The organism is Corynebacterium glaucum (assembly GCF_002287505.1).
Lineage (GTDB): Bacteria > Actinomycetota > Actinomycetes > Mycobacteriales > Mycobacteriaceae > Corynebacterium > Corynebacterium glaucum.
In genome coordinates this window covers 705748-728170 of record NZ_CP019688.1, presented here as the reverse complement: position 1 = coordinate 728170, position 22423 = coordinate 705748, and the positions used below count along the sequence as shown (strand labels likewise).

The window sequence follows — 22423 nt, the reverse complement described above, 5'->3', positions numbered from 1 at the left end:
AACCATGAGCGCCCAGTACTCTGATTCCCGGCTGACCAACCTCATCGCCCAAGGCACCGGCGAGATTCTCAAAGGCATCCGCGGTGTTGGCCTCCTGCGCGGCCGTGAACTCGGTGAAGCTGGCGACGACCTCGCGCAAAACTGGATTGCACGCGTGCTTGAGCAGCACCGTCCGGGCGACGGATTCCTCTCCGAGGAAGCGGCGGACGATCACAGCCGTTTGGGCAACAATCGCGTGTGGATTGTGGACCCGCTTGACGGCACGAAGGAATTTGCCACCGGTCGCCAAGACTGGGCTGTGCACGTGGCGTTGGTGGAAGACGGCGTGCCCACCCACGCGGCTGTGGGCCTGCCGGACCTCGGGGTGGTGTTCAAGTCCTCCGACGTCCGCCACGTCTCCGGCCCGTTCGCGGGCAAGATCGCGATGAGCCGCAACCGTCCCCCGGCTGTCGCTGCGTATGTGGCAAGCGAGCTGGGTTTTGAAACTGCCCAGGTCGGCTCCGCCGGCGCAAAGGCGATGCACGTGCTGCTCGGCGATTACGACGCGTACGTTCACGCCGGTGGTCAATATGAGTGGGATCAGGCCGCTCCCGTGGGTGTTTCAATGGCCGCGGGTCTGCACTGCTCGCGCCTGGACGGCTCGGAATTGCGCTACAACAACGAGGACACCTATATTCCTGATCTACTGATCTGCCGCCCCGAGCTTGCCGAGGACATCCTGGCCGCCTGCGCGCGCTACCACGACGAGCACGGCAGCTACGAAGGAGTTTCCAACTAGTGAGTGTGCCCACCCCGTACGAGGAGTTGCTTGCAGACGTCTTAAAGCACGGCACCCCGAAGGGCGACCGCACCGGCACCGGCACCAGGAGCGTGTTCGGCCGCCAGATCCGCTACGACCTCTCCGAGGCGTTTCCGCTGCTGACCACGAAGAAGGTCTACTTCCACGGGATCGTCGGCGAGCTGCTGTGGTTCCTGCGCGGCGATTCCAACGTGCGCTGGCTGCAGGAGAACAACGTCCGGATCTGGAACGAGTGGGCGGATGAGGACGGCGAGCTCGGCCCGGTCTACGGCGTGCAGTGGCGCTCCTGGCCGACCCCGAACGGCCAGCACGTCGACCAGATCGAACAGGCCGTGGAGATGCTGCGCGCCAACCCGGACTCGCGCCGCATCCTCGTGTCCGCGTGGAACGTTGCCGAACTGGACAAGATGGCGCTTATGCCCTGCCACTTGCTGTTTCAGCTCTACGTTGCCGATGGCACCTTGTCCATGCAGGTGTACCAGCGCTCCGCCGACATGTTCCTCGGCGTGCCGTTCAACATCGCGTCCTATGCGCTGTTGACCCACATGTTCGCGCAGCAGGCTGGCTTGAAGGTGGGCGAGCTGATCTGGACTGGCGGCGATTGCCACATCTACAACGACCACGTTGAACAGGTCAAAGAGCAGCTCTCTCGCGAGGCGCGGCCCTACCCGCAGCTCAAACTGCGCAAGGCCGACTCGATTTTCGACTACACCTTTGAGGACATCGAGGTCACCGGCTACGACCCGCACCCGACCATTACGGCGAAAGTCTCCGTCTAATGGCCACACTCGGTTCGATCTGGGCGCAGTCACGCGACGGAGTGATCGGCGACGGCGTCGGCATGCCCTGGCACCTGCCCGAAGACCTCAAGCACTTCAAAGACACCACCATGGGCCACCCCATCATCATGGGGCGCCGCACGTGGGAGGCCCTGCCGATTCAACCGCTGCCAGGACGCGTGAACCACGTGCTCTCCTCGCGCACCCCCGGCGCGTGGTCTGACGGCGCGTACGTGTCTCACGACTTGCCGGACCTTGAGGCAGATGCGTGGATCATCGGCGGCGGACAGCTCTACGAGGCAACGCTCGACGAGGTCGACGTCATTGAACGCACGCTTATCGACGCCACCTTGGAACCCGCCGTCGCCACTCCCGTCTACGCGCCACGCATCGGCGACGAGTTCGAGCTCGTCTCCGACGGCGAATGGCAAACCTCTACTACCGGCTTGCGCTACAAGTTCCAACGTTTTGAAAGGAAAGCATGACTGCGCCTACTCCCCCAAGCACCGACGCACACGTGACCATCTTCGCGGCGGACTGGTGCCCCTTCTGCCGCAAGCTGCGCGAGCGCCTCGACCGCACCGAGACCCCGTACGACCTGGTCGACGTTGAGGCCGAGGGCATGGACGATGTCAACGCCTGGATCGAGAGCGTCAATGACGGCAACCGCGTCGTGCCGACCGTGCTGTACTCCGACGGCACCCACGAAACCAACCCGGAGGCTTCCGCGGTGCGCGCGAAGCTGCGCGAGCTGACCGGCGAGGAGGACTAGATACGGTCAACGGTGTTTGACGGGCACCAACTTTCTTTCCCCAAAGCTCGGCGGTTAAATCGCGCCGGGCCTTCAGTCTCGAGATATTGTTCCGGCTCCCTGGTTGGGCAGCTTGAAAAGGCTCGCGCAGCCGATGATTGCCAACACGCCCGTGGTCACAGCCATCGCGCTCGAGAACCCTAGCTGTTGCACGGCAACCCCGGTAAGCATGGGCCCGCCAGCCAGACCCGCCGCATAAGCGAAGTTGTAGAGCGCGAACGCACCACCAAGCGTCGGAGGGTCAGAACGGAGCCCTTGCTCGCTAATTAGCGTTGTTGCAGGTGCAAGCAGCAACGCCGAAGAAGCTCCGAGAAGTGCCATTCCAATGCACACCCCCCACAGTGCGCTTGCCCATCCAATGACAAGCAAGGATGCTGCGGCGGCAACGACTCCGCCTCCGACCAATACCTTCGAGGACACCTTCGGAACCAGATAGCCGACAACGGGATTCGCAACCATGGCGGTGAGTGACGCCAACCCGAAAAGCAAACCGACTGTCTGGGCAGTGGCCCCTAGGTGGACTGGGAGGACCGGCTCAATTCCGGAAAGCACTCCCGCACCGACAACGATGGCCAACACAATCGAGAGAGAACCAGGAACCCGCATGACCGAAGCGGGGCCACCGGGGTCGTCGGAAACCTTGGGCGAGCCGTCGATAAGAACGACCCTGAGTACGCCATCCGCAAGTGCGAGCGCCGCCGCCAAGAGGAACGGTGCCGCGGTGCCGTAGTGATCGACCAGGAATCCGGCAACGGGCGGGCCGATCAGCACGCCGAGAGTGATGGTGGACATTGCTATCCCCATTGCCTGACCCCGTTTCTCAAACGGGGTGGTTGCGGCGATCAGTGAAAGCGCTGCTACCCAGGACATTCCTCCGGCAAGACCCTGTGCGAGGCGGGCGACCAACAGCAGCCAGTACGGACCCCCGGTTGCAAACAGCATCGTTGCAACGGCCAGGCCAACGAGTCCTAATAGCAGTGGTGTTTTCGGTCCCAATCGGTCGACCATCCGACCAGCGAACAACGTCGCAATGATCATCGCGACTGCGTAAGAGGAAAACAAGACGCCTGTTGCCGCCGGGCCCTCCTCGACAACTGCGGGCAAAAGGGGAAGCACTGGGACTGCGAGCCCGTGCACCAACATGTCGGTGAATAGTGCGGTGGAGCCCACGATTAGCGCCCGCGTAGGCGTTGTCCCTCCAGCGGAGTTGGAGCGGTGGTGTTTCGTCATGAGTACGTATCCCCTTACGGTTCTGTCAGATCCTCCTAGCGACCGGTTCACGGTCTACCGGAGTCTGGTGCGGCTGTGTTTTACATACAAACTAACATGTATCTTGCTAGACCACGACATCCACAATGAAATCGAGCTGGAACTGACACGGTGAGCCAGGTTCTCGTGAACCGGATTTATGCTGTTTCCATGAAGAGAACAGCGGCCGAAGCAGCTCAGACGCGCGAAGCGCTACTCCAGGCAGCCCTCCAGTCATTCGGCGAGGTGGGTTGGAAGGCCTCGACCTTCGAGAGCATCGCCGAGCGCGCTGGAGTGACGAGGGGAGCATTGAATCACCATTTCCGGAGCAAACGAGCACTGCTGACTGAGGCGTTGAATTGGGGTTGGTTAGACTATGGCGCACGCTTGTTCAGCCCTGAACTCGGGAAGGAATCCGGAGAAGAATTCCTCGCCTCGTTGTTTCGCACATACATTGCCCTACTCAGATCCGACGAGCAGTTTCGTTCTCTCGCATCCACGACTGTGCTCACGGCTCCGCAAGCTTTCGAAGCCACGGACGCCAAATCCAATGGGCTAAATGCATGGCGGGAAACCATCGTGGACGCTTTGAAGCGGGATGAGAAGAGTTCGCTCGACGCGGAAACCATTGCGGGCCTGACCATCGCGGTATTACAAGGACTTACGCTTTCAGCGGTGATCAGTCCCAAAGATTTGCCCGACTCGACAGACATCGATATTGCAGCGCAGGCGCTGGCTAAAGGGCTACTACATTAGCCGCGATCGAGCACGGTTGGGTGCCACGAATCAGTGCTCGACGAAACCACTCCAATCGATGACAGATTTAAGCCTGCAGTTGGCACTCGTGTCCAAGCTTCGCGCATCGGCGTCGAGATCGGGACAATTTTCGACGGCACCCACGAAACCAACCCGGAGGCTTCCGCCGTGCGCGCGAAGCTGCGCGAGCTGACCGGCGAGGAGTAGCCCCTAGCCGGGGAAATCCCGCAGCGCCGCCTCCGCCGCCCACCAGCCGGGCATGCCGTGCACGCCTGCCCCGGGTGCCGTCGAGGCCGACGCGAGGTAGAGCCCCCTTCTCAGGCGGTGGGGTTGGCGCAGCAGCATCTGCGTCCCGCTCATCGCGCCGCCCGCGATATCGCCGCCGACCAGGTTCGGGTTCCACTCCTCGAGCGCCTGCGGCGACGTCTCAATCCTTTGTTTCACCACCGCGCTGAAGCCGGGCGCGAATCGTTCGATCTGCTCTGTGATTGTTTCCGCCACCTCGCCGGGGTAGCGCTCCCGGTAGCCGTGCGGCACGTGTGCGTAGGTCCACAGCACCAGCCCGCGCGACGGATCGGCGGCGTACTGCTGGCTCGCCATCACGAACGGCCGGTCCGGCAGCACTCCCCTAGCCACCGCCTTTTCGGCGCGCACGATCTCGTCGGCCGTGCCGCCCACGTGCACCGTAGCGGCTTGGCCCACCCGCGCATCGGCCCACGGTACCGGCGCGTTGAGGAGGAAGTCCACCTTGTGCACCGCGGGCCCGTAGCGCCACCGGCGCATGGACCGGCTGCGGCGGGCGGGCAGCGCAGTGTCGCGGAGGCGCAGCACCTGCGCCGGGGTGAGGTTCAAAATGACGGCGTCCGTGTTAGGAATCTCGCGAACCTCGTCGTCGCAGCGCACTACCCCGCCGTGTTCCTCGACGATCCGGCGGAGCGCTGCCGTGATCGCACCCGAGCCACCCTCGGCCACCGGCCAACCCCGAGTCATCCCGAGCGCGCCGAAAAGCAGTCCGAACGCCCCGGTGAGCGGCTTCGACGGCGACGTGATCGCGTGCGTCGCGCTGCCCGCAAACAAGGCGCGTGCCTCCTCGGTGCGAAACGCCGCACGCCCGAGCGCGGTCGCCGGCCACAACCCCCGGGCGCCGAACCGGGCCAGCAGCAGCGGGTTGTCGGGCCAGCGGGGCATCGGCGCTAGCGCGTCGGCAAGCACGTCGTCCACACGCCTCACTATCGGCCGGTGCAGCCGCGCCCACGCGTCGGCGTCGGCACCGAGCCCCGCCGCGGTTGCTTCCAACGAGCCCGCCAGCACGGCCGCTGCACCGTCGTCAAGCGGGTGCGCCATCTCGTAGGGCGCACGCAGCCACCGCACGCCGTAGTCCTCCAACCGGAGCGCCCGGAACGCGGGGCTGGCGGCGCCGAAGGGGTGGCAGGCGGAGCCGAGGTCGCGCAACGAAGCGTCGTCAAGCAACTGCGTTGAGGCGGCGCCCCCGACGGAGCTCGCGCGCTCACGCACTTCTACCCTCCACCCGCTGGCGGCGAGTCGAGCGGCGGCCGTCAACCCGTTCGGGCCGGCGCCCACGACTACTGCAGAAGGTTTCACCCCGCCCATGCTAAACACGCGCGCTAGGCTGTGGCGGGTGACTGCGAAACAGATTGGCTGGGCGCTGCACTGGGTTGTGCGCATGCTCGCGTTCTTCTTGCTCATGCCGTACGCGTTGGCCAAGCTCGGGCTGATGCAAATGGGCAAGCCGGATTTTCCGGACCTGCTGATCACCCTCGGCGAGAAGTCGCCGATGGGGCTGCTGTGGACGTTCATGGGCTTTTCTCCGGTGGTGCAGTTCCTTGCCGGGTTGGCCGAGTTCGTCGCGGCGGTGCTCGTGCTGTGGCGGCGCACCGCATGGCTGGGCGGGCTCATCGGCTTCGTGGATTTGGCCGTGGTGTGGCTGCTGAACATGACGTTCGACATCCCCGTCAAGATCCCGTCCGCGGTGCAGGCGCTGCTGTATCTGCTGGTGTTGCTGCCGTGGCTGCCCCGGGTGTTCCGCTTCCTCGCGGGCCGCGCGACCGAGGCGGTGGAGCCGCCGCGCGTGATCACGTCCGAGAAAATCCACCGCGTGACGCGCTTCTTCCCCGTGCTGGCCGTGGTGGCCTCGCTGGGTGTGGGCGGGTACGCGATGGCCACCGGCATCCCGCGGGCGCTGGACCGGGAGGGCACGGAGCTGTCCGGCGTGTACTCCGTGGCTGGCGGCGACATCCCGCCCGCCGACGACATTTCGCAGGACGACCGCTGGTCCGAGGTCGCATTCGGTTCCTACGACGGTGCCCAGGCCGGCAGTTTCTACCGGGTGGAGGGCGAGACTCCGGAAGGTGAGTTCCACGGGCTTTTCGCTTTGCGACGTGCCTCCGGCGCCCTCCAGCTCGGCTTCTACACCCTCAGCGGGGATCAGGTGACCATCCAGCTCACCGCCGCGATGACCGATGACCGCGTCAACGCCGCTCCGCGCGGCCCGGTGGAGGCAACCCTGCAGTTCACGTGGCACACCGACGGGGACGCGGTGCAGCTCGTGCCGGCGGACGGGGAAGCGTTCGTGCTCACCCCGTCCGAACTGGGCACCACGCTGCTGGACCAGCCGTTTACCTGGGTTTCGCAGCCGTACAACCGGTAAGCACAGGCGAGGCGTCGCTGATTTCGGAGCCCGCGAGGCGCTGCGGTAATCTAGCGCCACTGCCCTAGTAGCTCAGTGGATAGAGCACGGCTCTCCTAAAGCCGGTGTCGGAGGTTCGATTCCTCTCTGGGGCGCTCTTGTCCTGGGGGGTTTCGGTTAACTTTTCCGTTCAATTCAGGAAACTCCTTCCAGGTTAACCCGGGTTTTCAAAGTTCGGTAACTTTTGGAGAGACTATCCCCGACAACGCGAAAACCGGCCGGTTTTGAGCCTGAAAAAGGCTTTGTCGGCCGGTTTTTTGTGTTGAAACTGGTGTTGCTGCACGACCTGTAGGCCACTCGGCATGAAGTCCTTGAAACTCAAGATTCAGCCGGTGGCCTGTGGAGGCTTATGCCGCCTTCGGCGGTGCGTTGTCGCCCAACTTCCATTGCTCAATGTCGTCCGAGCTGGGCTTGCGGCCGCCCCGCGGCGGAGGCGGAGTCGGCTTCTGACCCGTGTGTGGACGAGACCAGGCAGCAGCGTCGAGCATGGCGAGGTTCACCCCCACCGCGGCCATGGCCATGCACAGCATTTGCGCTGCCCAGCCACGCATAAGGCGCGTGGTGACGTCGCCGGCACCCTGGTAGGAACCGTTCTTGAGCATGGCGTTGCGCGACTCAATGGTGTTGCGGCGGCCGTACTCTTTACGCCACTCGGCGGTCATAAAAGCCGGACCGTGTTGAAGGAACTTCGCACCGTCCTCGGCGGTGTTCTTCAGCGTCACGGTGCGCTGTTGGCACACCTTGGGGCATGCAGCCTTCGAGGGCACCTCGGAGTCGGTCAGCTCGTCTTTTTGGAAGCCGGCCTTCTTCTTGCCTTCCTCGGCAGGCGGGACCAGCGGACAGGTAATTTCCGCGCCCTCTGCGCGGGCAGGACAGCCCAGGCGCACGTCGCCCTTCTTGTTCGGCTTCGTGCCATAACGGGCGAGCGCGAGACGCTTGCGAGCCTGAAGCAGGTTTGAGAACTGCTGGTCGGTCAGTTGCCCCTTTTCCCAAGCGGTGTACGGGTCGAGCAGGCGCGGCATGTTGAGAATTGCAGGACAGTACGCAGTACCGTCCACAATGGGCGCACCAGACGTCGTAATAGTCTGCACACCACGGGTGTCACGGCGCATGTCAGCGACGAACCCGTAGCCCAGTTTGCGCATAGGCATTTGGAACTTCACCGGGTTCTGACCCGGCGAGTACAGGCGGTCAGCAATGAAATGCCGGCGCGGGAGTTCCGGACGGTCGGTGAGGTTCTTTAGCGACTCGAAGACGCGCTGCGAGGGTGCCACAGCAGGTACTCCGCCAGTCACCCCGAGAATGAGCCCCGGCGCGCCACCCGGCTCGGCAAAACCCTCACCGCACATGGCGACAACAGTGGCTTCCAACCCCCAGGTGTGTGTCGCGGTCTTCTTCGTGTTCTCGCCGTCGTGGTCGCCTTCCTTGGCGTGCCAGCCAAGTGTCGGGGTCGAGGCGACAAGGCGGTGCTTGTTGGTCTTGCCAGAGAGCATATCCTTCTTGTTCGGGTTGCCGTTTTTCGACACCGGAATAATGGTGCCGTCCACGGCAATGTCGCCGTTCCACTTGGCGAAGGCCTCGGAGTCCATGAGTTCCACAGTCGCCCACACGAGGCGGTTGACGAGTTCGACGCCGCGGGCTTTGCGTTCCTCGACTTTGGCTAAGACTTCCTTCTTGCCCTTCTTTTCGTCGTAGTAGGCAATGAACGGCACCCACTCCTCAACGGTGTAGCGGCGCTTCTTGCTCACCTCCGGGAAGGGCTCAATGGTCGCGCGAACGCGGTCGAGGCAGGCTGCAATACGCTTGTACCACGTCATGTAGGTGTCGAAATGCGCCTTCGGGTCGGCTTCGTCCCAGTCGAATGGGGTGAGCCCCAGAAGTTCCCAGCCCTTACCTTCCAAACCGAAGGCGACGGCCTTTGCCATGTGGGCAATGAGCTGTGGCGACTGTGTGACTGCCTGGTAGGTCCACAGCGTCAGCGCCGCGCGGGTGTCCACCTCAGGCGGGCGGCCGCCCTTGTCGGTTTTCAGCCCGTCAGCGACGCGCCAGGAGTCCACGAGACCAACCGCGCCGGAGGTGTCAACAATGCGCTGGGCCAACTGCATGTTCGCGTACGACACGCGGCGCTCCTCCACAAGGCGAATGTTGTGGCGGTGGCCTTTCTTCGCGGGCGCAAACTTGCGTGTGCGAAGTCCCTTCGACATCGTTGTCACCTCCTTTTCAAGCGGAAAGTTTTTGGCAATAGAAAACTCACCCTGGGTCGCGACCAGGTGTTTTATGGGGTTAAAAGTTTGTGTGAAAAGCGCCTACGCGCTGCCGTGAATGAGCGTCAGCCCTCGCTTCGGCGTCTCGTGCAACGTCCCGGAAAGCAGACTTCTCGCCTCGCGTGCCGAAACGTGTGTCGGTTCGACCAAGAACTGCCGGTAATGCTGCAAGTCGGTCAACCCCGCTGCCTCAACGACCGCGGTCTCCGGCACGCCCTTTTTCACTTGGTTGACAAGCCACGTCGTCCGCGCCCGGGCCATGTCGAGCACGGTGCCCCGGTGCGGAGAGCGTTTCGTAAACGTCGCAACGGTGCCCGAGTCGGCGGTTGTCCGCATTGGCCGAAACAGCCACTCTGTACGGCTTGCTGCGTTCTCGACGGCCTGAGCGACAACGCCTGCCCACTCGCTCTCGACAGGCACGAACCGTTTGTCCGCCCCGCGGTAGCCCCACGGGTAGACCACGGTGCCCTGTGCGTCGGTCTCAATGTCGCCGGCCGTGAGGTTTGCGACCTCGCCGGAGCGAAGTCCTGCGCCAAGTGCAAGTGCAAGCAGCAGGTTCGCCTGCTGGCGGCGAGACTCGGTGTGCTCAGCGTCAGCCCAGGTCTTTACGCCAAGCACTTCTGCTTCGGTGTAAGGTGCGGCCTTCGACTCGTTGCCGTACTCGGGACGCTGACGCGGTCCGTCGAAGTTCGGGTTGACCTGCTTGGCAATGCGGCGCAGCGTCGCCCGTGACGTGCCACGGACGTGCGTTGCCGCGGTGTCGAGCTCCTGGTGGCAAAATGCGTTGATAGCACCCTCGCTGAACACGGCTGCAACGCTGACGTCTCGCCCAGCGTTGAACACATGCACTGCGAGACGGGTCACGAGTCGAAGGGCGTTTCGGCACTGGTCAGCCGACCAGACAGCACTGGCGACAGCAGCGACGTGCTCGCGCACAAACGGTGCGACAACGTCCCATTCGTGGGGTTCGACAACTTTCGGGGTGTAGGCCGCAATGACCTGGTGGACGTCCTTGCGGGTGGTTGTGGTGGTCATATTCGTTTGTCCTTGTCCGCCCACACACAAGGTGGTGGTGGCGTGGGCTACTCCTATGGTGGAAAGAGTTAGCCCCAGTGTGTGCAAATTTGCACACGACGTCAAGGTTCACAGCGTGCAAACATGCACACGAATACGGCGTGTTCCCGAATGTTCTGCCTGGACAAACACCGCAATTTCGCAGGTCAACATGTCTACCACCCACGACGTTCCGTACCGGGGTTCGGTCCGCGGGCAAAGTCAGTAAGACGACCCTCTTCGGGGGCAGGCAGTTTGCTCGAAATTGAGCGGGGTGCCTGCTTTGGGCGGTGCGCGTCGAGGTCGGCGACGGCGGTCTGTGGCTCTGGTGTCTCGGTTTCACGCTCCGGTTCGGCCTCGTCCGTGTTGTTGCTGGCCGTGCCGGGAAGCGTCACGACCACTGCGTCGGAGACCGGGGCGGAACCGGTGCCTTCCTCCACGTCAGCCACAGGTGCGGCCTCAGACAACCGCAGCGCCGGCCAGTCACGAAGCGGGTCTGCCAACACGTCGAGCCTGTCGGCAAGCGTGTCGGGTGTGGCCGGGTCAAGACGCGCGGTTTTCTCAAGGCGACGAAAGTTGATGAGGTCAGTGCCCACCGCGGCCGCCGCAGTCTCACGTGGTAAGTGGCGCACCACCGAGCGCACCCACGTCGCACGCAACCTGTCGAGTTCGACCCTGAACGAACGGTTTAGGTTCAACCGTTTCGTAATTTCTCGAACGTCGCTCTCTGCGCCACCGAGCAGCAACTCGTCGGGCTCACGCTCTTGCACCACTTCCCACACACTTCGAGCCAGTGCCGCCGCCACAGGAATGGCGGGCGCCGCGCCCTCAGCGACACGATGCGGCACAGCAACCCACACCACGCCGTTCGCGTCGAGCGTCACGTCACGAGCTTTCACGAGAGCGACTTCTGGGCCAATGCCGGCACCCAGGCCAAGACCGACAATGACCGCCGCACGCTCGCGACGAAGCGTGGTGGACTGTGAAACGACCCAGTGGTGCAGGCGCTGCCAGTCGTTCGGCTCGTACGGCTGTGCCGGCGGCTTTTCGATGTCCCGTCGGTGGTACAACGACAACTCCTGGCCGTTGATTGCCTCGCGCAGGAGCCGGTAGAGGTAGCCGTCGCGAGTGACCGAGTTCCTCGACTCCAAACCCGCAAGCACTGCGTTCACGTTCGCTTCACTAAGCACCGTGTCAACGGCGAGCACACGCCCGGAGTTGAACGCCCTCGCGGAGGCTCGGGTCAGCACACGCAGTACACCACGCACGTCAACGCTCGACTTCGCGTCCGCAACGAATGCCTTCGACCCGGTTGCCGACTCGACAGTAGCCTTCTTCGCAGTCTCACGGACGAAATGAGCAATGTGTTCCCAAGCGCCGTCGTCGGTGCCGTTGGGGACGTAGTTTTCAATACGGCGCACAACTTCTTCGCGCTGCTGGTTGGTGAGCGTCATGCTGCACCGCCTCGGGTCACGAAGCGGAACTCGTAACGGGTGAACGAGACGGGGTGCGCGGCGGAAATGGGCGTGACACCGAAGCCAGTACCCCCATTGCTTGTTTGCGCTTCGGTTCGCACTACCCACGCGGTAGCGTGGCAGGTATGGCCCAGTTCCCACCACCCAGGCGCGCATACGAGACGTGGCCCGATGTGGACGTCGAGACGGTGCCGGAGGTCTACCGCAAGGCTTGGGCATTGCGGGACAACCTCGTGAAAACCGTCGAGTACTACGTTGCCGAGGGCTGGGCTAAAAACAGGTCGGACTTTGCCCGCAGGTGCGGGCTGCACCCCTCGGTGCTCTCGCGCTGGGTCACAGGTGACGTGTGGCCGTCTGCCGACACAGTTGCTGCCGTCGAAGCCGCAGTCCACATGCCCATGTGGCCGTACCAAAAAGCTCCGTCGCGAAAGGGGTTGAAGTCGAAGGGCGGGTACGACTACCCGTAAGCCTTGCGGGTGTGTGCTGGTGAAAGTTTTGTTGTTTCGCATGGCTAAAACGCTCGCACACTCGCAAAAGTACACCCCCTGGCAGGCGCAAGTCGTTCCGATTTGATGTGTCGACGCGGGTGGCCGGAACGACGTCGACAGGAGTGGCGGACGTTTGTGCATGTTTGCACGCTCGGATGACCCCGTCCGGGGGTATTTGATTGACCTATTCCGGGGGTAACTGGCGATTTTGGCCGACTCCGGGGAACTCAACAAAAATAGCGGCTTCGGCGCACTGAACGTCTCGGAGACGGCTTCAATCGAACATGGGGTACGCAAGGCGTTTGGTAGAGTGAGTTTTGGGCCGATACCGCACGGGTTTCTTGCAATTCCAGGGGAACTGTATATTGCTTACGGCGTGACCCCCCCCCTAGTCCGGCATGAGGCCGTCCTCCCGGAGTGAGCGAACGTGGCGCTTCACCGTGGCCTCCGAGAGGCCCGTCTCGCGCATAATCTCCCGGCGCGTGGGTATCTTCCCGGTGTCGGCGAAGGCCTCGCCGATGAACAGTTGCACCCGCGCGCGCGTGGTCTGCCCCTGCATCTTCTTGCGCCGGTGTGTTTTCTTCATCGTGGCGCGCTGTCGTTGGGCGTAGTCGCCCTCGGGGTCGGTCTCCCATCGCTGTGCGGCCTTCTGCCCGCCTCTACGGCCCATCGTGGCCAATGCCTTACGTTCGGACGTTGTGGCCCTCCCAGCTACGGGCTCAGCTACCGCGATCTGGAAGAAATGATGACCGAACGCGGCGTACCGGTCGATCACAGCACCATCTACCGCTGGGTCCAGAAATATGCTCCTGAGCTGGACAAGCAGACCCGGTGGTACCGACAAGTCCCGGATTGGCAGGCCCGGTCCTGGCGGGTGGACGAGACCTATATCCGGGTCGGGGGAAAGTGGTGCTACCTCTATCGGGCCATCACCGCGGGTGGGCATACCCTGGATTTTTACCTGTCCCCAAAGCGTAATGTCGCCGCAGCGAAGCGTTTCCTGGCCAAGACCCTGAGGTCGAACACGATAACCGGGTTCCCGCGGGTGATCAACACCGATAAAGCACCCTCCCTGGCCAGGGCAATCGCCGAGTTGAAGTCAGAGGGAATCTGCCCGCAGACCGTGGAACACCGGCAGGTGAAATACCTCAATAACGTCATTGAAGGAGATCATGGGCGGCTGAAACGGATCCTCGGACCGAAGGGGGCGTTCAAAAACCGGACCTCGGCGTACCGGACGTTGAAAGGGATGGAAGCGATGCACTCATTACGGAAAGGCCAGGGCGCGATGTTTGCCTACGAGCAACCGAACCCGGATGCGGTGATCGTCAGCCGGGTGTTCGAGGCTGCCTGAGAACGCCGACCCGCAGCCAGCATCAGAGGATGAAGACTGGGACGTCACGGCTCTCCACCTGAAGTTTGCAACAGCACCGTGTGATCGACTGGCACACCCCGCTCGGTCATCATCTCTTCGAGATCGCGGTAGCTCACGCCGTAGCGGCAGTACCACAGCACCGCCCACAGGATGATGTCACGGGGGAAATCCCGACCGGAGAAGATGCCCATGGCCGTGATTATTTCACGTCAATCTTCCTACTGCCCCAACTTTGCAACAGCACCCTGCCGTGTACCGCATCAGTTCCGCTGCTTCACGGTCACCACGCCAGGCCCCAGGCCTGGCCTCGTGCAACCGGATCAGCAGGGCACGCAAGCCCTCTGGCGTCTCGAACCCGTGGCGCGGCGAGCCATCCGGGGCTGGGGCATCGTCGCCTGTCGTGGGTGGGGTGTGTTCGGTCACGGTGGCACCTCCCGTGAAGGAGGTGCGCCACCGGAACCCACGCCAGAACGCGCACCATCGCATCCCTACAAAGGCGACCCGTCAGCAGACGCGCCGCTCACCCTGCGCCGCGCATAGAGCTGTTGATGCGGATACGCGTTGTGCGTCGATACGGGCGACTGATGTGCGCCGGGGATTACACCCCGGTACGGCTGGCCGAGCACTTGGGCGTCAAATGGACGAGGGCACCCGGCGCTCAGTCACACTTCGAGTTGCTGGCGGTAGGGAAGTCCTGGCTGCTCCGTTGACTCCACTGCGCACAACCTGGATGGAGTAGACGCTCTGTGAGCACCTCGACCCGCACCAGCTGGAATAGCTCGACACATGCGTATTGCCCTACGTCGTGAGGACGACTTTGCCGAGTAGACCGCCTACCTCGGCGCTTCTATGTGCCTGCTCGATCAGAGCAAGCGGGTACTGTTCGGCGACGCGCAGTGTGAGCTTGCCCGAGTCCACAAGGTCAGAGAGTTGTCGGAGCCGTTGCGAGTCGTGCTGGACGTAGTTATGCACCGCGATCACTGCACGTTGTTCAAGAGTTTCGGGGATGGTGTCGTCGCTGATGGTGACGAGCCTGCCTCCCTCGCGCAGCAGGTGAGGGTGGTCGAAGATGCCTGCGGTATCGAAGATTGCATCGAACGCACTCATGCTCGTCGGGTTCGAGTGCGCGGATGCGGCCCCGAGTTCGAGGACTGCCGCCTCGTGTTCCGGACGTGAGACCAGCCCCGCAATCGTGACCCCTGCGCGTGCGGCGAGCTGCACCGCCATGCCACCGACACCGCCTGCGGCACCTGTGATAAGCAGCCGCTCACCGTCTTTGAGGTCGAGCCGTTGCAGCGCTTGGTCGGCGGTCAACGCAGCAAGCGGTAAGGTCGCCGCCGTTGGCAGATCGACGGACTCCGGCGCAGGCGCGAGGAACTGGGCGGGGATCGTGACGTACTGCTGCCAGCTTCCCGACCCGTCCGGCCGGGGTGGGTGCATGGCAATGACCCGATCGCCCGGCGACCAGCCCGACTCGATGGGCGCGGTAATGACGATGCCCGCCAATTCCCAGCCGAGCACCGCCGGGAAGCGGCCAGCCTGTTGCGGTGTGCCAGGCGTGCGGGTCTTCACGTCAACCGGGTTGATCGTGGAGGCGATCACTGCGACCAGAGCTTCGCCCGTGCCGGGTTCCGGGATCGGCGCGTCCTGGACGGTCAGGACTTCGGGGCCGCCGTAGCTGGTGATGGGTGCGATCTTCATGCGTGTGTCTCCTCGGTCGCGGAATCAGTGGGGGTCGTGTCAGGTCGTGGCTTAGCGCGGAGTGCAACGGTCGCGAGGATCAGGCCGAGGATGGCGAAACCGGCCCCGCCGAAGCCGCCCCATTGCAAGAGCCCTGCGGCGACACCGACGCCGCCGAGGGCGGAGCCGATCGCGATGGCGAGGTTGTACGCGCCGACGTTGACCGCCAGCGACAGGGTTGGCGCGGCTCCCGCGTGGCGGAGGACGAGCGACTGCAAGGGGGCGATTGTCGCGGTGGAGAGCAAGCCCAGGATCAGCACGAGTCCGATCATCGGCACCCGGTATCCCGCGAGCAGTGGGAACGCGGCCAGTGTGACGACGAGGGCGAGGAACACCCCGACGAGTGTCTTGCCGAGCGAGAGGTCGGTGAGGCGACCGGCGATGAGGTTCCCGATGAAGCCGCCGATGCCGTATGCGAGCAGCAGTGCGGGGATCACTCCTGCTGCGATGCCGGTCACGTCGGTCAGCAGCGGCACGAGGTAGGTGAAGACCACGCTGACTCCGGCGAAACCGATCACCGTGGTCGCCACGGCCAGGAGTACCGGGCCGCGCAGCAGGGCGCGGATCTCATCGCGCACGTCGGTGGTCGGCGCGGGAGTGCGAGGCATCGTCCATACGAGCAGCAGGGTGGCAAGGATCGCGGCGGCGGCGATCACCGCGAACGGGAGCCTCCAGTTCGTGCCGCCACCCAGGAATGCCCCGAGGGGCACGCCCAGCACGGTAGCGACCGTGAGCCCGGAGGTGACGATCGCGATCGCCCGGCCCTGTTTCTCCGCTCCGAGCAGGGCGGTCGCAGTCGTGAGACTGATGGCGAATAGCGTGGCCTGGCTGCACGCGGAGACCACGCGGCCGACGATGATCCACGCTAACGATGGCGCGAGAACGGTCAGCACCGTGCCCGCGATGAACAGCACCCCGAGCCCGATGGCGAGCCCCTTGCGCGGCAGCTTCGCGGTCAGCACGGTCACGATCGGCCCGCCGATGGCAACACCGAGCGCGTAGGCGGTCACGGTCTGGCCCGCTGCTGCGATGGAGACCGAGACATCGGCCGCGAGCTGCGGGAGGACTCCCGCGACGAGGTATTCGGCGCTGGCGGTGCAGAACACCAGCAGCACAAACCCCGCCAGCGCGAGGCCAGGACGTACAGGATGGGAGTGGACAGAGGTTTCGGTTCTGGTCATGTTCATTTCGTGCGGGCTCAGAGGCTGGAGCCGCCGGTGGCGTCGATCGTCTGCCCGGTGACCCAGCGCCCGCGATCGCTGGCGAGGAAACTGATGATGTCGGCGACGTCCTTGGGGGTGCCGATCCCGCCGAACGCGGAGACCTGCGCGGCGCCGTCGCGGGCGAGCGCTGCTGCGGTGGCAGCGCCGATGCCTCGGGATGCGCCGGTGATGAGAGCTGTGGATCGGGTCATGATTCCTCCGTAGTGATTGTTACGTAATCGGGCTTAGAGTATCATAGCAGTCACTATGGAAACCATGCGCAAGGCAGGACGCCCACGGACGTTCGACCCAGAGCAGGCACTCCACCGTGCCCTCATGGTGTTCTGGGAACGGGGCTACGAGGGTGCGAGCATGACCGCGTTACAGGAGGCGACCGGGCTGACAGCACCGCAGCTCTACCGGGCGTTCGACTCCAAGGAACGCCTCTTCAAACGAGCGGTGCGGCTCTACCAGGAGGAGTACGGCTTCGGCATCCGACCGGACATCCCCCTCGCCGACGCTGTCATCGAGTACCTCGACCGAGCCGCCCGCGAGTTCACGACCGAGCCCGGCCTTGGATGCCTGGTGTCAACCGGGCTGCTCGCCACGGGGCAGGACGCCGAGGCCGCCGCAGCAATCTGCCGAGCAGAACGAGACCAAGCCCTCACCGGCCTCCGCCAGCGCATGACCGACGCCATCGCTGACGGTGAACTCCCTGAGACGACCGATGTCACAGGACTCGCTCGCACTATCGGAGCCCTGATTCAGGGCATGTCCGTCCAGGCCAGAGACGGGGCCGCATACGAAGACCTGGCACACCTCGTCACCGTTGCACGGACGCTGCTCGCCACATCCAAGGGAACGTCAAAGCCTTAGCGCCCAGGCACCACCACGAGCCGCGTTTCTCCACTCCGTCCGTCTGACAGCCGCGCGCCCCACTGCAAGTACCCGCGTCGCAGACTCGCCTTACGAGTCTCCGACCTGCTGCGTCTCGCCCTTTCCACCTGCTGACGCCTAACTACTGGATGCACGTATGCCACGGCGGGGCCGTGGTGCGCACCTCCCTCATGAGACGACTCATGAGGAGGCCAGAATGAAGGGCGGGGTGATCTTGTTCCGCGGCTCTGGTGCTGCCGCGCGCCGCTATGTCGAGGCCGACCGCTCCCGCGCCGATAAGTACTACCTCGGCGCGGACGACGCCGTGGCCGAATACACGGTGCTCGATGCCAGCGGCGAGGTCACCGCCGCCCGTTCCCTGACAGCGGATGAGTACGAGGGCTGGGTGGACTGGATCAACCCGATCACGGGCGAGTCGATGGGTACCCCACGTGCGGCCGCTGAGGGGACGAACGGGTCGCCGTTGTTCGCGGAGATGACGATCAACGCCCCCAAGAGCCTGTCGGTCGCCACCGCCCTCCATCCCGGAGTCTCCGAGGCACTCGACGCCGCGCAGCAGGACGCGCTGGCGGAGATACGGCGATGGTTCGGTCAGCACTCCGTGACGAGGGTCGGGCCGCGTGAGGCGCGGGAGGTCGTGCCGATCGAACAGATGCAGGTGGTCGGTATCCGGCACAAGACTTCTCGGGCGGGTGATCCGCACCGGCATATCCACATGCAGATCGGCACGAGGGTGTTCACCGCTGGGAAGTGGCGGGCGCTGGGCACCGCCGCGCTGTTCAAGCAGCAGGGTGCGATCCGCGCGTTGGGCACTGCGGTGATTGCTGCGCACCCGCAGCTCGTGCGGGCGCTCGCCGAACACGGTCTGACCCTCGACGCCGCATCCGGTGAAGTAGTCGAGTTGGAGTCGTTCAACGCGGTCATGTCGAAGCGCTCAGCACAGATCAGGCGCAACCTTGACCGGCTTGAAGTCAAGTGGGAAGCCGCGCATCCTGGCGAAGTTCTCGGCCCGGTCGTGACGGCGCGGATGCAGGGCATCGCATGGACGCACCAACGCCCTGACAAGAAGCCCACCGACCTGCATGACGAGCAGTGGTGGGTGCAGGAACTGCGCGATGCCGGTTACGACCCCACCAATCTTGAAGGCAAGACCGTGCAACGCCTGGCGCTGTTGGATGACCTTGCTGTGCAGGGTGCTGTTGCAAAGTTGGGGCAGTAGGAAGATTGACGTGAAATAATCACGGCCATGGGCATCTTCTCCGGTCGGGATTTCCCCCGTGACATCATCCTGTGGGCGGTGCGGTGGTACTGCCGCTACGGCGTGAGCTACCGCGATCTCGAAGAGATGATGACCGAGCGGGGTGTGCCAGTCGATCACACCACGATCTACCGCTGGGTGCAGAAATACGCCCCTGAGCTGGATAAGCACACTCGGTGGTACCGGCAGGTACCCGACTGGCAGGCCCGGTCCTGGCGGGTGGATGAGACCTATATTCGGGTCGGCGGCACGTGGTGCTATCTCTACCGGGCTATTACCGCCGGTGGGCAGACCCTGGACTTTTATCTCTCTCCGAAGCGCAATGTCGCGGCGGCCAAGCGTTTCCTGGCCAAGACCCTGCGATCGAATACGACAGCCGGGTCCCCGCGGGTCATCAACACCGACAAGGCACCAGCTCTGGCCAAGGCAATATTCGAGCTGAAGGCGGAGGGAATCTGCCCTCAGACGGTGGAGCACCGGCAGGTGAAATACCTGAACAACGTTCTCGAGGGAGATCATGGCCGGTTGAAACGAATCCTGGGACCGAAGGGGGCGTTCAAAAATCGGACGTCTGCCTACCGGACGTTGAAAGGGATGGAAGCGATGCATTCATTACGGAAAGCCCAGGGCACGATGTTTGCTTATGGGCACCCCAATCCGGACGCGGTGATCGTCAACCGGGTCTTCGAGACGGCCTGAGAACGCCCACACGCAGCGGCCATCAGGAAATGAGAAACTGGGTCGTCTCAGCTCTCCGCCCAACTTTGCAACAGCACCCTCTCTTTTGCTGGAATAAGCGTATCGAACCGTCTCGGAAAACGAGTCGAGTGTCGCTTTTTAGCCTGGCAGAGTCGACGGGGTGTTCGAAAGAAAACGAGGCGCGTCGGGGTGCTCGCTACGCTTAACGTGTCGATTCCCGTTTCGAAGGAGAATGATGCTCGGCTACAGAAATTTTGCCCTGCTTGAACTGGACGTTAACCAAGGACACCAACGATTTGAGTTTGCTGACGATAGCGCACAGTCGGGTGCTATCACCTGCCCGGTGTGCGGAGCAGGAAAAACGGTCAACATCGCCTGGGCCACCGACAGGCGCGACTTCGCTGAAACCGGGTACCGCTGGATGGTCTGCCAAGATTGCTGCGGAGCTTCAATCAGCATTTTTCGGGAGGGTGGTGGCGAGGAGATCTACCCGCCGCGGACACAACAGCAACCTATCGACAACCTACCTGGCGACGTTGCAGAGATGTGGGAGGAAGCGAACCTCACATACTCTGTTGGCGCCTACACCAGCGCGGTGCTTATGTGCCGCAAGATAGTCTTCGCTGCTGCTGTTCGTTGCGGTCTACCAGAGAAAAACGACAGGGGCTGGGCACCAAAGTTCGAAGAGTGCGTGAATTTTTTGGTGAATGAGGGAATTCTCACTAAGCGCATCAAGGACAGTTGGGCTGACAGCATTCGACTCTGGGGCAATGCAGCCACTCACGAGCTGAAATCGGTGAGGCAATCTACCGCGTTGAAAGCCATCGAGTTTACCCAGATGATTCTTCGCATGGCCTTTGAGTTTGAGGGAAACGCAAACGCCGAAAACGAGTCTTGAGGGGTGGTCCCCCCGAAACGACACCCGCCCCGCTAACCGCTGCGCAACCCGTTCCGACCGGCGACAATAAACCCATGCCAGCCGCGAACGAACTCACCCCGCGCCAACGCACCGTCCTGCAATGGGTCGTTGACGGGTGCCCCACCGACCCTGAAGTGCCTTCGACGTACAAAACCACCGCCCGCACGCTCGAAGGCCACGAGCTCGTCAAGGTCAAAGGCCACGGCAAGACCTGGCAAGCAACGGTCACTGAGCGCGGCAAGCGGGTGCTGGCAGGTAAAGAACCGCTCCGGAGACCGAAACGCAAGCGCGGTACGGCAGCCGAGACGGTGTACGCCCAGCCGGCCTACGCTCCACCAGAGCCGCCACCTGCAAGCGAAATAGAACTCGACACGCGCGTGACTGACCTCTTCGCGGACTTGGTCGCCTCTCAGCGCGGGTGGGTTGTCAGGCGCGTAGAAAACCGCGACGTGGCGAGAGCCGACTGGGACCCCGTAGAAAAGTGGGTCAAAGGACCGCGGAAGGACCTTGTCCCAGACGGCAAAGAGTTCATGCTCGACTGGAGCTACGACTCGTGGCATTTCAACTCTCCCGTGACGGTGACCGCTGCGTTGCTCGACGCGGACGAGTGGGTGTCACCAGACCCAGGACCTGTCCTGCGGGGAGAAGTTGAGGTCCGCAAATTCCACCCGGCCATCAACCGGCTTCTGCGAACCTCTAAGTGGTACAGCGCAGAGACCAAACAGCGCGCAAAGTTGCTTTTGCACGTCGTTGTCACTGAGGCCGAAGCCCGCGGGTGGAGTGTGACGGCCCACGACACCGAGGACCACAAGGGAAAGAAGGTGCTGGAGAAAGTCACACTCGACACCGACTACCGCTCGTATGAAGTGTGGGCCAGCGAGCGCGAAAATAGCGTTGAGCGGCCGCCGACGAAGAAGGAAGTCAAAGCCTACGAGGACTCGCTGCGCTGGTCGTACAACAAGGGCAAAGAAATGCCGAAGTACTACGTCAAAGAAGGCACAGGTCTGGTGTTTCTCACTGTCGGTTTCACCAGGCGTAACGACACCCCTGCGAAGCCGACGCGGCTGAATTCGGTGCTCGGAGACTTCTTCGCTGACGTCCACCGCAGGGAGCAGTGGTATGCAGTGGTGGAAGAGCGAGACCGAATTGAGGCTGAGCGCCGGCAGCGCCGGCTCGACAAGGCAACGGAGCTCGCCCGTGTCCACCACCGGGAGGGTGAGTGTCACAAGGTGCTTCTCAAGCGCGTTGAGGCCTGGAAAGAGCGGCGGGAAATTGAGGAGCACCTCGACGCGCTCGAAGGCGTTCCAGAGGCCGAAGAGTGGCTCAACTGGTGCAGGGAACGGCTGACCAAGACCAACGCTCTGGGCGAAACCGACTTGCCTATGGCCGTCCCCTTCGACGAGCACGAGAACCGTGGGCTGATTGCAGCGTTTGAGCAGCGGTTGCCAGAGGACGAGAGCCAGTGGTGAGACGCGGTTGTCGCAAGGCTGGGTTCCGGGACGGGAGTCGTTTCGGAAGTCGTGGCGAGGGTCGGTGCGGGAGGGTGTCAGGGGTTGGAAGTGGGGCTTTGGCCTGGAGGGGTGCGTCAATAGTGGCAGCAGAGTCCCGAGTTGGGACAAGGTGCGAACCCTCGCTGTAGCGGTTCGTCTCTCGCGACGACACAATGCCCGTCCATGACTCAACAACGACACGACAGTGACGGTGGTGTGCCTAGTTCGAAATGGTCCACTAAGCTGCCCCGGAGACGTTCTAAGCGAAGAAAATGCGCTCGGCTTCCGACACGTATACACTGCGGTCCCGGCCGAGTGGCGGGGCGGGTTTCCTACAAGCCTGGCAGAGTCGACGGGTGTTCGAAAGAAAAGGTTTCTCGAAGCGGTGGCCGCTACGCTAGACGTATCCCGTCTCAGTACGGGAGTCTCGACTAAAAAGGGGGTTCCTGAGGTGTCGATGCCC

The 22423-nt window shown here is 63.3% G+C and carries 22 protein-coding genes, 1 tRNA gene and 2 pseudogenes; 15 read left to right on the top strand and 10 right to left on the bottom strand.

Annotated elements, in window-relative coordinates:
* The first annotated feature begins 4 nt into the window (after positions 1-4).
* From CGLAU_RS03575 to CGLAU_RS03560, 4 genes are read left to right on the top strand one after another with little or no spacing between them, the layout of a single operon-like run.
* The gene (locus CGLAU_RS03575; protein WP_095659505.1) at positions 5-778 is read left to right on the top strand and encodes a 3'(2'),5'-bisphosphate nucleotidase CysQ; all 774 of its coding nucleotides are present in this window, start codon (positions 5-7) and stop codon (positions 776-778) included.
* On the top strand, positions 778-1578 hold the full coding sequence (locus tag CGLAU_RS03570; protein ID WP_095659504.1) for a thymidylate synthase: 801 nt from the start codon (positions 778-780) through the stop codon (positions 1576-1578). The genes CGLAU_RS03575 and CGLAU_RS03570 overlap by 1 nt, the downstream gene beginning before the upstream one ends.
* Positions 1578-2063, top strand: a complete 486-nt coding sequence (locus tag CGLAU_RS03565; RefSeq protein ID WP_095659503.1) for a dihydrofolate reductase — start codon at positions 1578-1580, stop codon at positions 2061-2063. The genes CGLAU_RS03570 and CGLAU_RS03565 overlap by 1 nt, the downstream gene beginning before the upstream one ends.
* A complete protein-coding gene (locus tag CGLAU_RS03560; RefSeq protein WP_095659502.1) occupies positions 2060-2350 on the top strand; it encodes a glutaredoxin domain-containing protein in 291 nt (96 codons plus the stop codon). The genes CGLAU_RS03565 and CGLAU_RS03560 overlap by 4 nt, the downstream gene beginning before the upstream one ends.
* A 72-nt stretch (positions 2351-2422) precedes the next feature.
* Here CGLAU_RS03560 and CGLAU_RS03555 read toward each other — a convergent pair whose 3' ends face one another.
* Positions 2423-3619 carry an MFS transporter gene (locus CGLAU_RS03555; protein ID WP_095659501.1) on the bottom strand — a complete coding sequence of 399 codons (1197 nt, stop codon included), beginning with the start codon at positions 3617-3619 and terminating at the stop codon, positions 2423-2425.
* Positions 3620-3808: 189 nt separating this feature from the next.
* Between CGLAU_RS03555 and CGLAU_RS03550 the strand changes: the two genes are divergently transcribed.
* Positions 3809-4393 (top strand): TetR/AcrR family transcriptional regulator, encoded by a 585-nt coding sequence (locus CGLAU_RS03550; RefSeq protein ID WP_095661016.1) that lies wholly within the window; start codon positions 3809-3811, stop codon positions 4391-4393.
* A 33-nt stretch (positions 4394-4426) separates the two neighbouring features.
* Positions 4427-4600 (top strand): hypothetical protein, encoded by a 174-nt coding sequence (locus CGLAU_RS12350; protein WP_198304996.1) that lies wholly within the window; start codon positions 4427-4429, stop codon positions 4598-4600.
* 3 nt (positions 4601-4603) lie between these two features.
* Here the strand turns inward: CGLAU_RS12350 and CGLAU_RS03545 are convergent, their stop codons facing one another.
* Positions 4604-6004 carry a phytoene desaturase family protein gene (locus tag CGLAU_RS03545; protein ID WP_095659500.1) on the bottom strand — a complete coding sequence of 467 codons (1401 nt, stop codon included), beginning with the start codon at positions 6002-6004 and terminating at the stop codon, positions 4604-4606.
* 28 nt (positions 6005-6032) lie between these two features.
* On the opposite strand from CGLAU_RS03545, the gene CGLAU_RS03540 reads away from it, so the two are divergent.
* Together CGLAU_RS03540 and CGLAU_RS03535 are read left to right on the top strand one after the other, a co-directional pair.
* Entirely contained in the window at positions 6033-7061 is a 1029-nt protein-coding gene (locus CGLAU_RS03540; RefSeq protein WP_095659499.1) for a hypothetical protein, read from the top strand.
* Positions 7062-7122: 61 nt separating this feature from the next.
* Positions 7123-7195, top strand: a tRNA-Arg gene (locus tag CGLAU_RS03535).
* Between the two features lie 252 nt (positions 7196-7447).
* Here the strand turns inward: CGLAU_RS03535 and CGLAU_RS03530 are convergent.
* The 3 genes from CGLAU_RS03530 to CGLAU_RS03520 all read right to left on the bottom strand — a co-directional run bounded on the left by CGLAU_RS03530 (position 7448) and on the right by CGLAU_RS03520 (position 11871).
* Complete coding sequence (locus tag CGLAU_RS03530) at positions 7448-9304, bottom strand: hypothetical protein (RefSeq protein ID WP_095659498.1); 1857 nt, start codon at positions 9302-9304, stop codon at positions 7448-7450.
* Positions 9305-9406: 102 nt separating this feature from the next.
* Positions 9407-10399: a tyrosine-type recombinase/integrase gene (locus CGLAU_RS03525; RefSeq protein ID WP_095659497.1), complete on the bottom strand. Its 993-nt coding sequence runs from the start codon at positions 10397-10399 to the stop codon at positions 9407-9409.
* A gap of 194 nt (positions 10400-10593) precedes the next feature.
* On the bottom strand, positions 10594-11871 hold the full coding sequence (locus tag CGLAU_RS03520) for a hypothetical protein (RefSeq protein ID WP_095659496.1): 1278 nt from the start codon (positions 11869-11871) through the stop codon (positions 10594-10596).
* A gap of 146 nt (positions 11872-12017) precedes the next feature.
* On the opposite strand from CGLAU_RS03520, the gene CGLAU_RS03515 reads away from it, so the two are divergent.
* Positions 12018-12359, top strand: coding sequence for a helix-turn-helix domain-containing protein (locus CGLAU_RS03515; protein ID WP_092102262.1), 342 nt, complete (start codon positions 12018-12020; stop codon positions 12357-12359).
* Positions 12360-12768: 409 nt separating this feature from the next.
* Here the strand turns inward: CGLAU_RS03515 and CGLAU_RS12560 are convergent, their stop codons facing one another.
* A complete protein-coding gene (locus CGLAU_RS12560) occupies positions 12769-12939 on the bottom strand; it encodes a winged helix-turn-helix domain-containing protein (protein WP_269768557.1) in 171 nt (56 codons plus the stop codon).
* A gap of 153 nt (positions 12940-13092) precedes the next feature.
* Between CGLAU_RS12560 and CGLAU_RS03505 the strand changes: the two are divergent.
* Positions 13093-13734, top strand: a pseudogene (locus CGLAU_RS03505) (IS6-like element ISCef5 family transposase); the annotation flags it as partial.
* A gap of 71 nt (positions 13735-13805) precedes the next feature.
* On the opposite strand, the pseudogene CGLAU_RS03500 reads toward CGLAU_RS03505, so the two are convergent.
* The 4 genes and pseudogenes from CGLAU_RS03500 to CGLAU_RS12555 all read right to left on the bottom strand — a co-directional run.
* Positions 13806-13946: pseudogene (locus CGLAU_RS03500) on the bottom strand (IS6 family transposase); the annotation flags it as partial.
* A gap of 607 nt (positions 13947-14553) precedes the next feature.
* Positions 14554-15456, bottom strand: coding sequence for an NADP-dependent oxidoreductase (locus CGLAU_RS03485; RefSeq protein ID WP_095659494.1), 903 nt, complete (start codon positions 15454-15456; stop codon positions 14554-14556).
* On the bottom strand, positions 15453-16676 hold the full coding sequence (locus tag CGLAU_RS03480) for an MFS transporter (RefSeq protein WP_095661015.1): 1224 nt from the start codon (positions 16674-16676) through the stop codon (positions 15453-15455). The genes CGLAU_RS03485 and CGLAU_RS03480 overlap by 4 nt, the downstream gene beginning before the upstream one ends.
* Positions 16677-16693: 17 nt before the next feature.
* Positions 16694-16909: an SDR family oxidoreductase gene (locus CGLAU_RS12555; RefSeq protein WP_095659493.1), complete on the bottom strand. Its 216-nt coding sequence runs from the start codon at positions 16907-16909 to the stop codon at positions 16694-16696.
* Positions 16910-16964: 55 nt separating this feature from the next.
* On the opposite strand from CGLAU_RS12555, the gene CGLAU_RS03470 reads away from it, so the two are divergent.
* The 5 genes from CGLAU_RS03470 (at position 16965) to CGLAU_RS03445 (ending at position 21939) form a co-directional block, all read left to right on the top strand.
* Positions 16965-17573 (top strand): TetR/AcrR family transcriptional regulator, encoded by a 609-nt coding sequence (locus CGLAU_RS03470; RefSeq protein ID WP_332461824.1) that lies wholly within the window; start codon positions 16965-16967, stop codon positions 17571-17573.
* A 217-nt stretch (positions 17574-17790) separates the two neighbouring features.
* Positions 17791-18813 carry a MobF family relaxase gene (gene mobF / locus CGLAU_RS03465; protein ID WP_232507181.1) on the top strand — a complete coding sequence of 341 codons (1023 nt, stop codon included), beginning with the start codon at positions 17791-17793 and terminating at the stop codon, positions 18811-18813.
* A 27-nt stretch (positions 18814-18840) separates the two neighbouring features.
* The gene (locus CGLAU_RS03455) at positions 18841-19551 is read left to right on the top strand and encodes an IS6 family transposase (RefSeq protein ID WP_157731252.1); all 711 of its coding nucleotides are present in this window, start codon (positions 18841-18843) and stop codon (positions 19549-19551) included.
* 232 nt (positions 19552-19783) lie between these two features.
* Positions 19784-20449, top strand: a complete 666-nt coding sequence (locus CGLAU_RS03450; RefSeq protein WP_095659491.1) for a DUF4145 domain-containing protein — start codon at positions 19784-19786, stop codon at positions 20447-20449.
* A 74-nt stretch (positions 20450-20523) separates the two neighbouring features.
* The gene (locus CGLAU_RS03445) at positions 20524-21939 is read left to right on the top strand and encodes a hypothetical protein (RefSeq protein ID WP_095659490.1); all 1416 of its coding nucleotides are present in this window, start codon (positions 20524-20526) and stop codon (positions 21937-21939) included.
* Positions 21940-22423 lie beyond the last annotated feature (484 nt).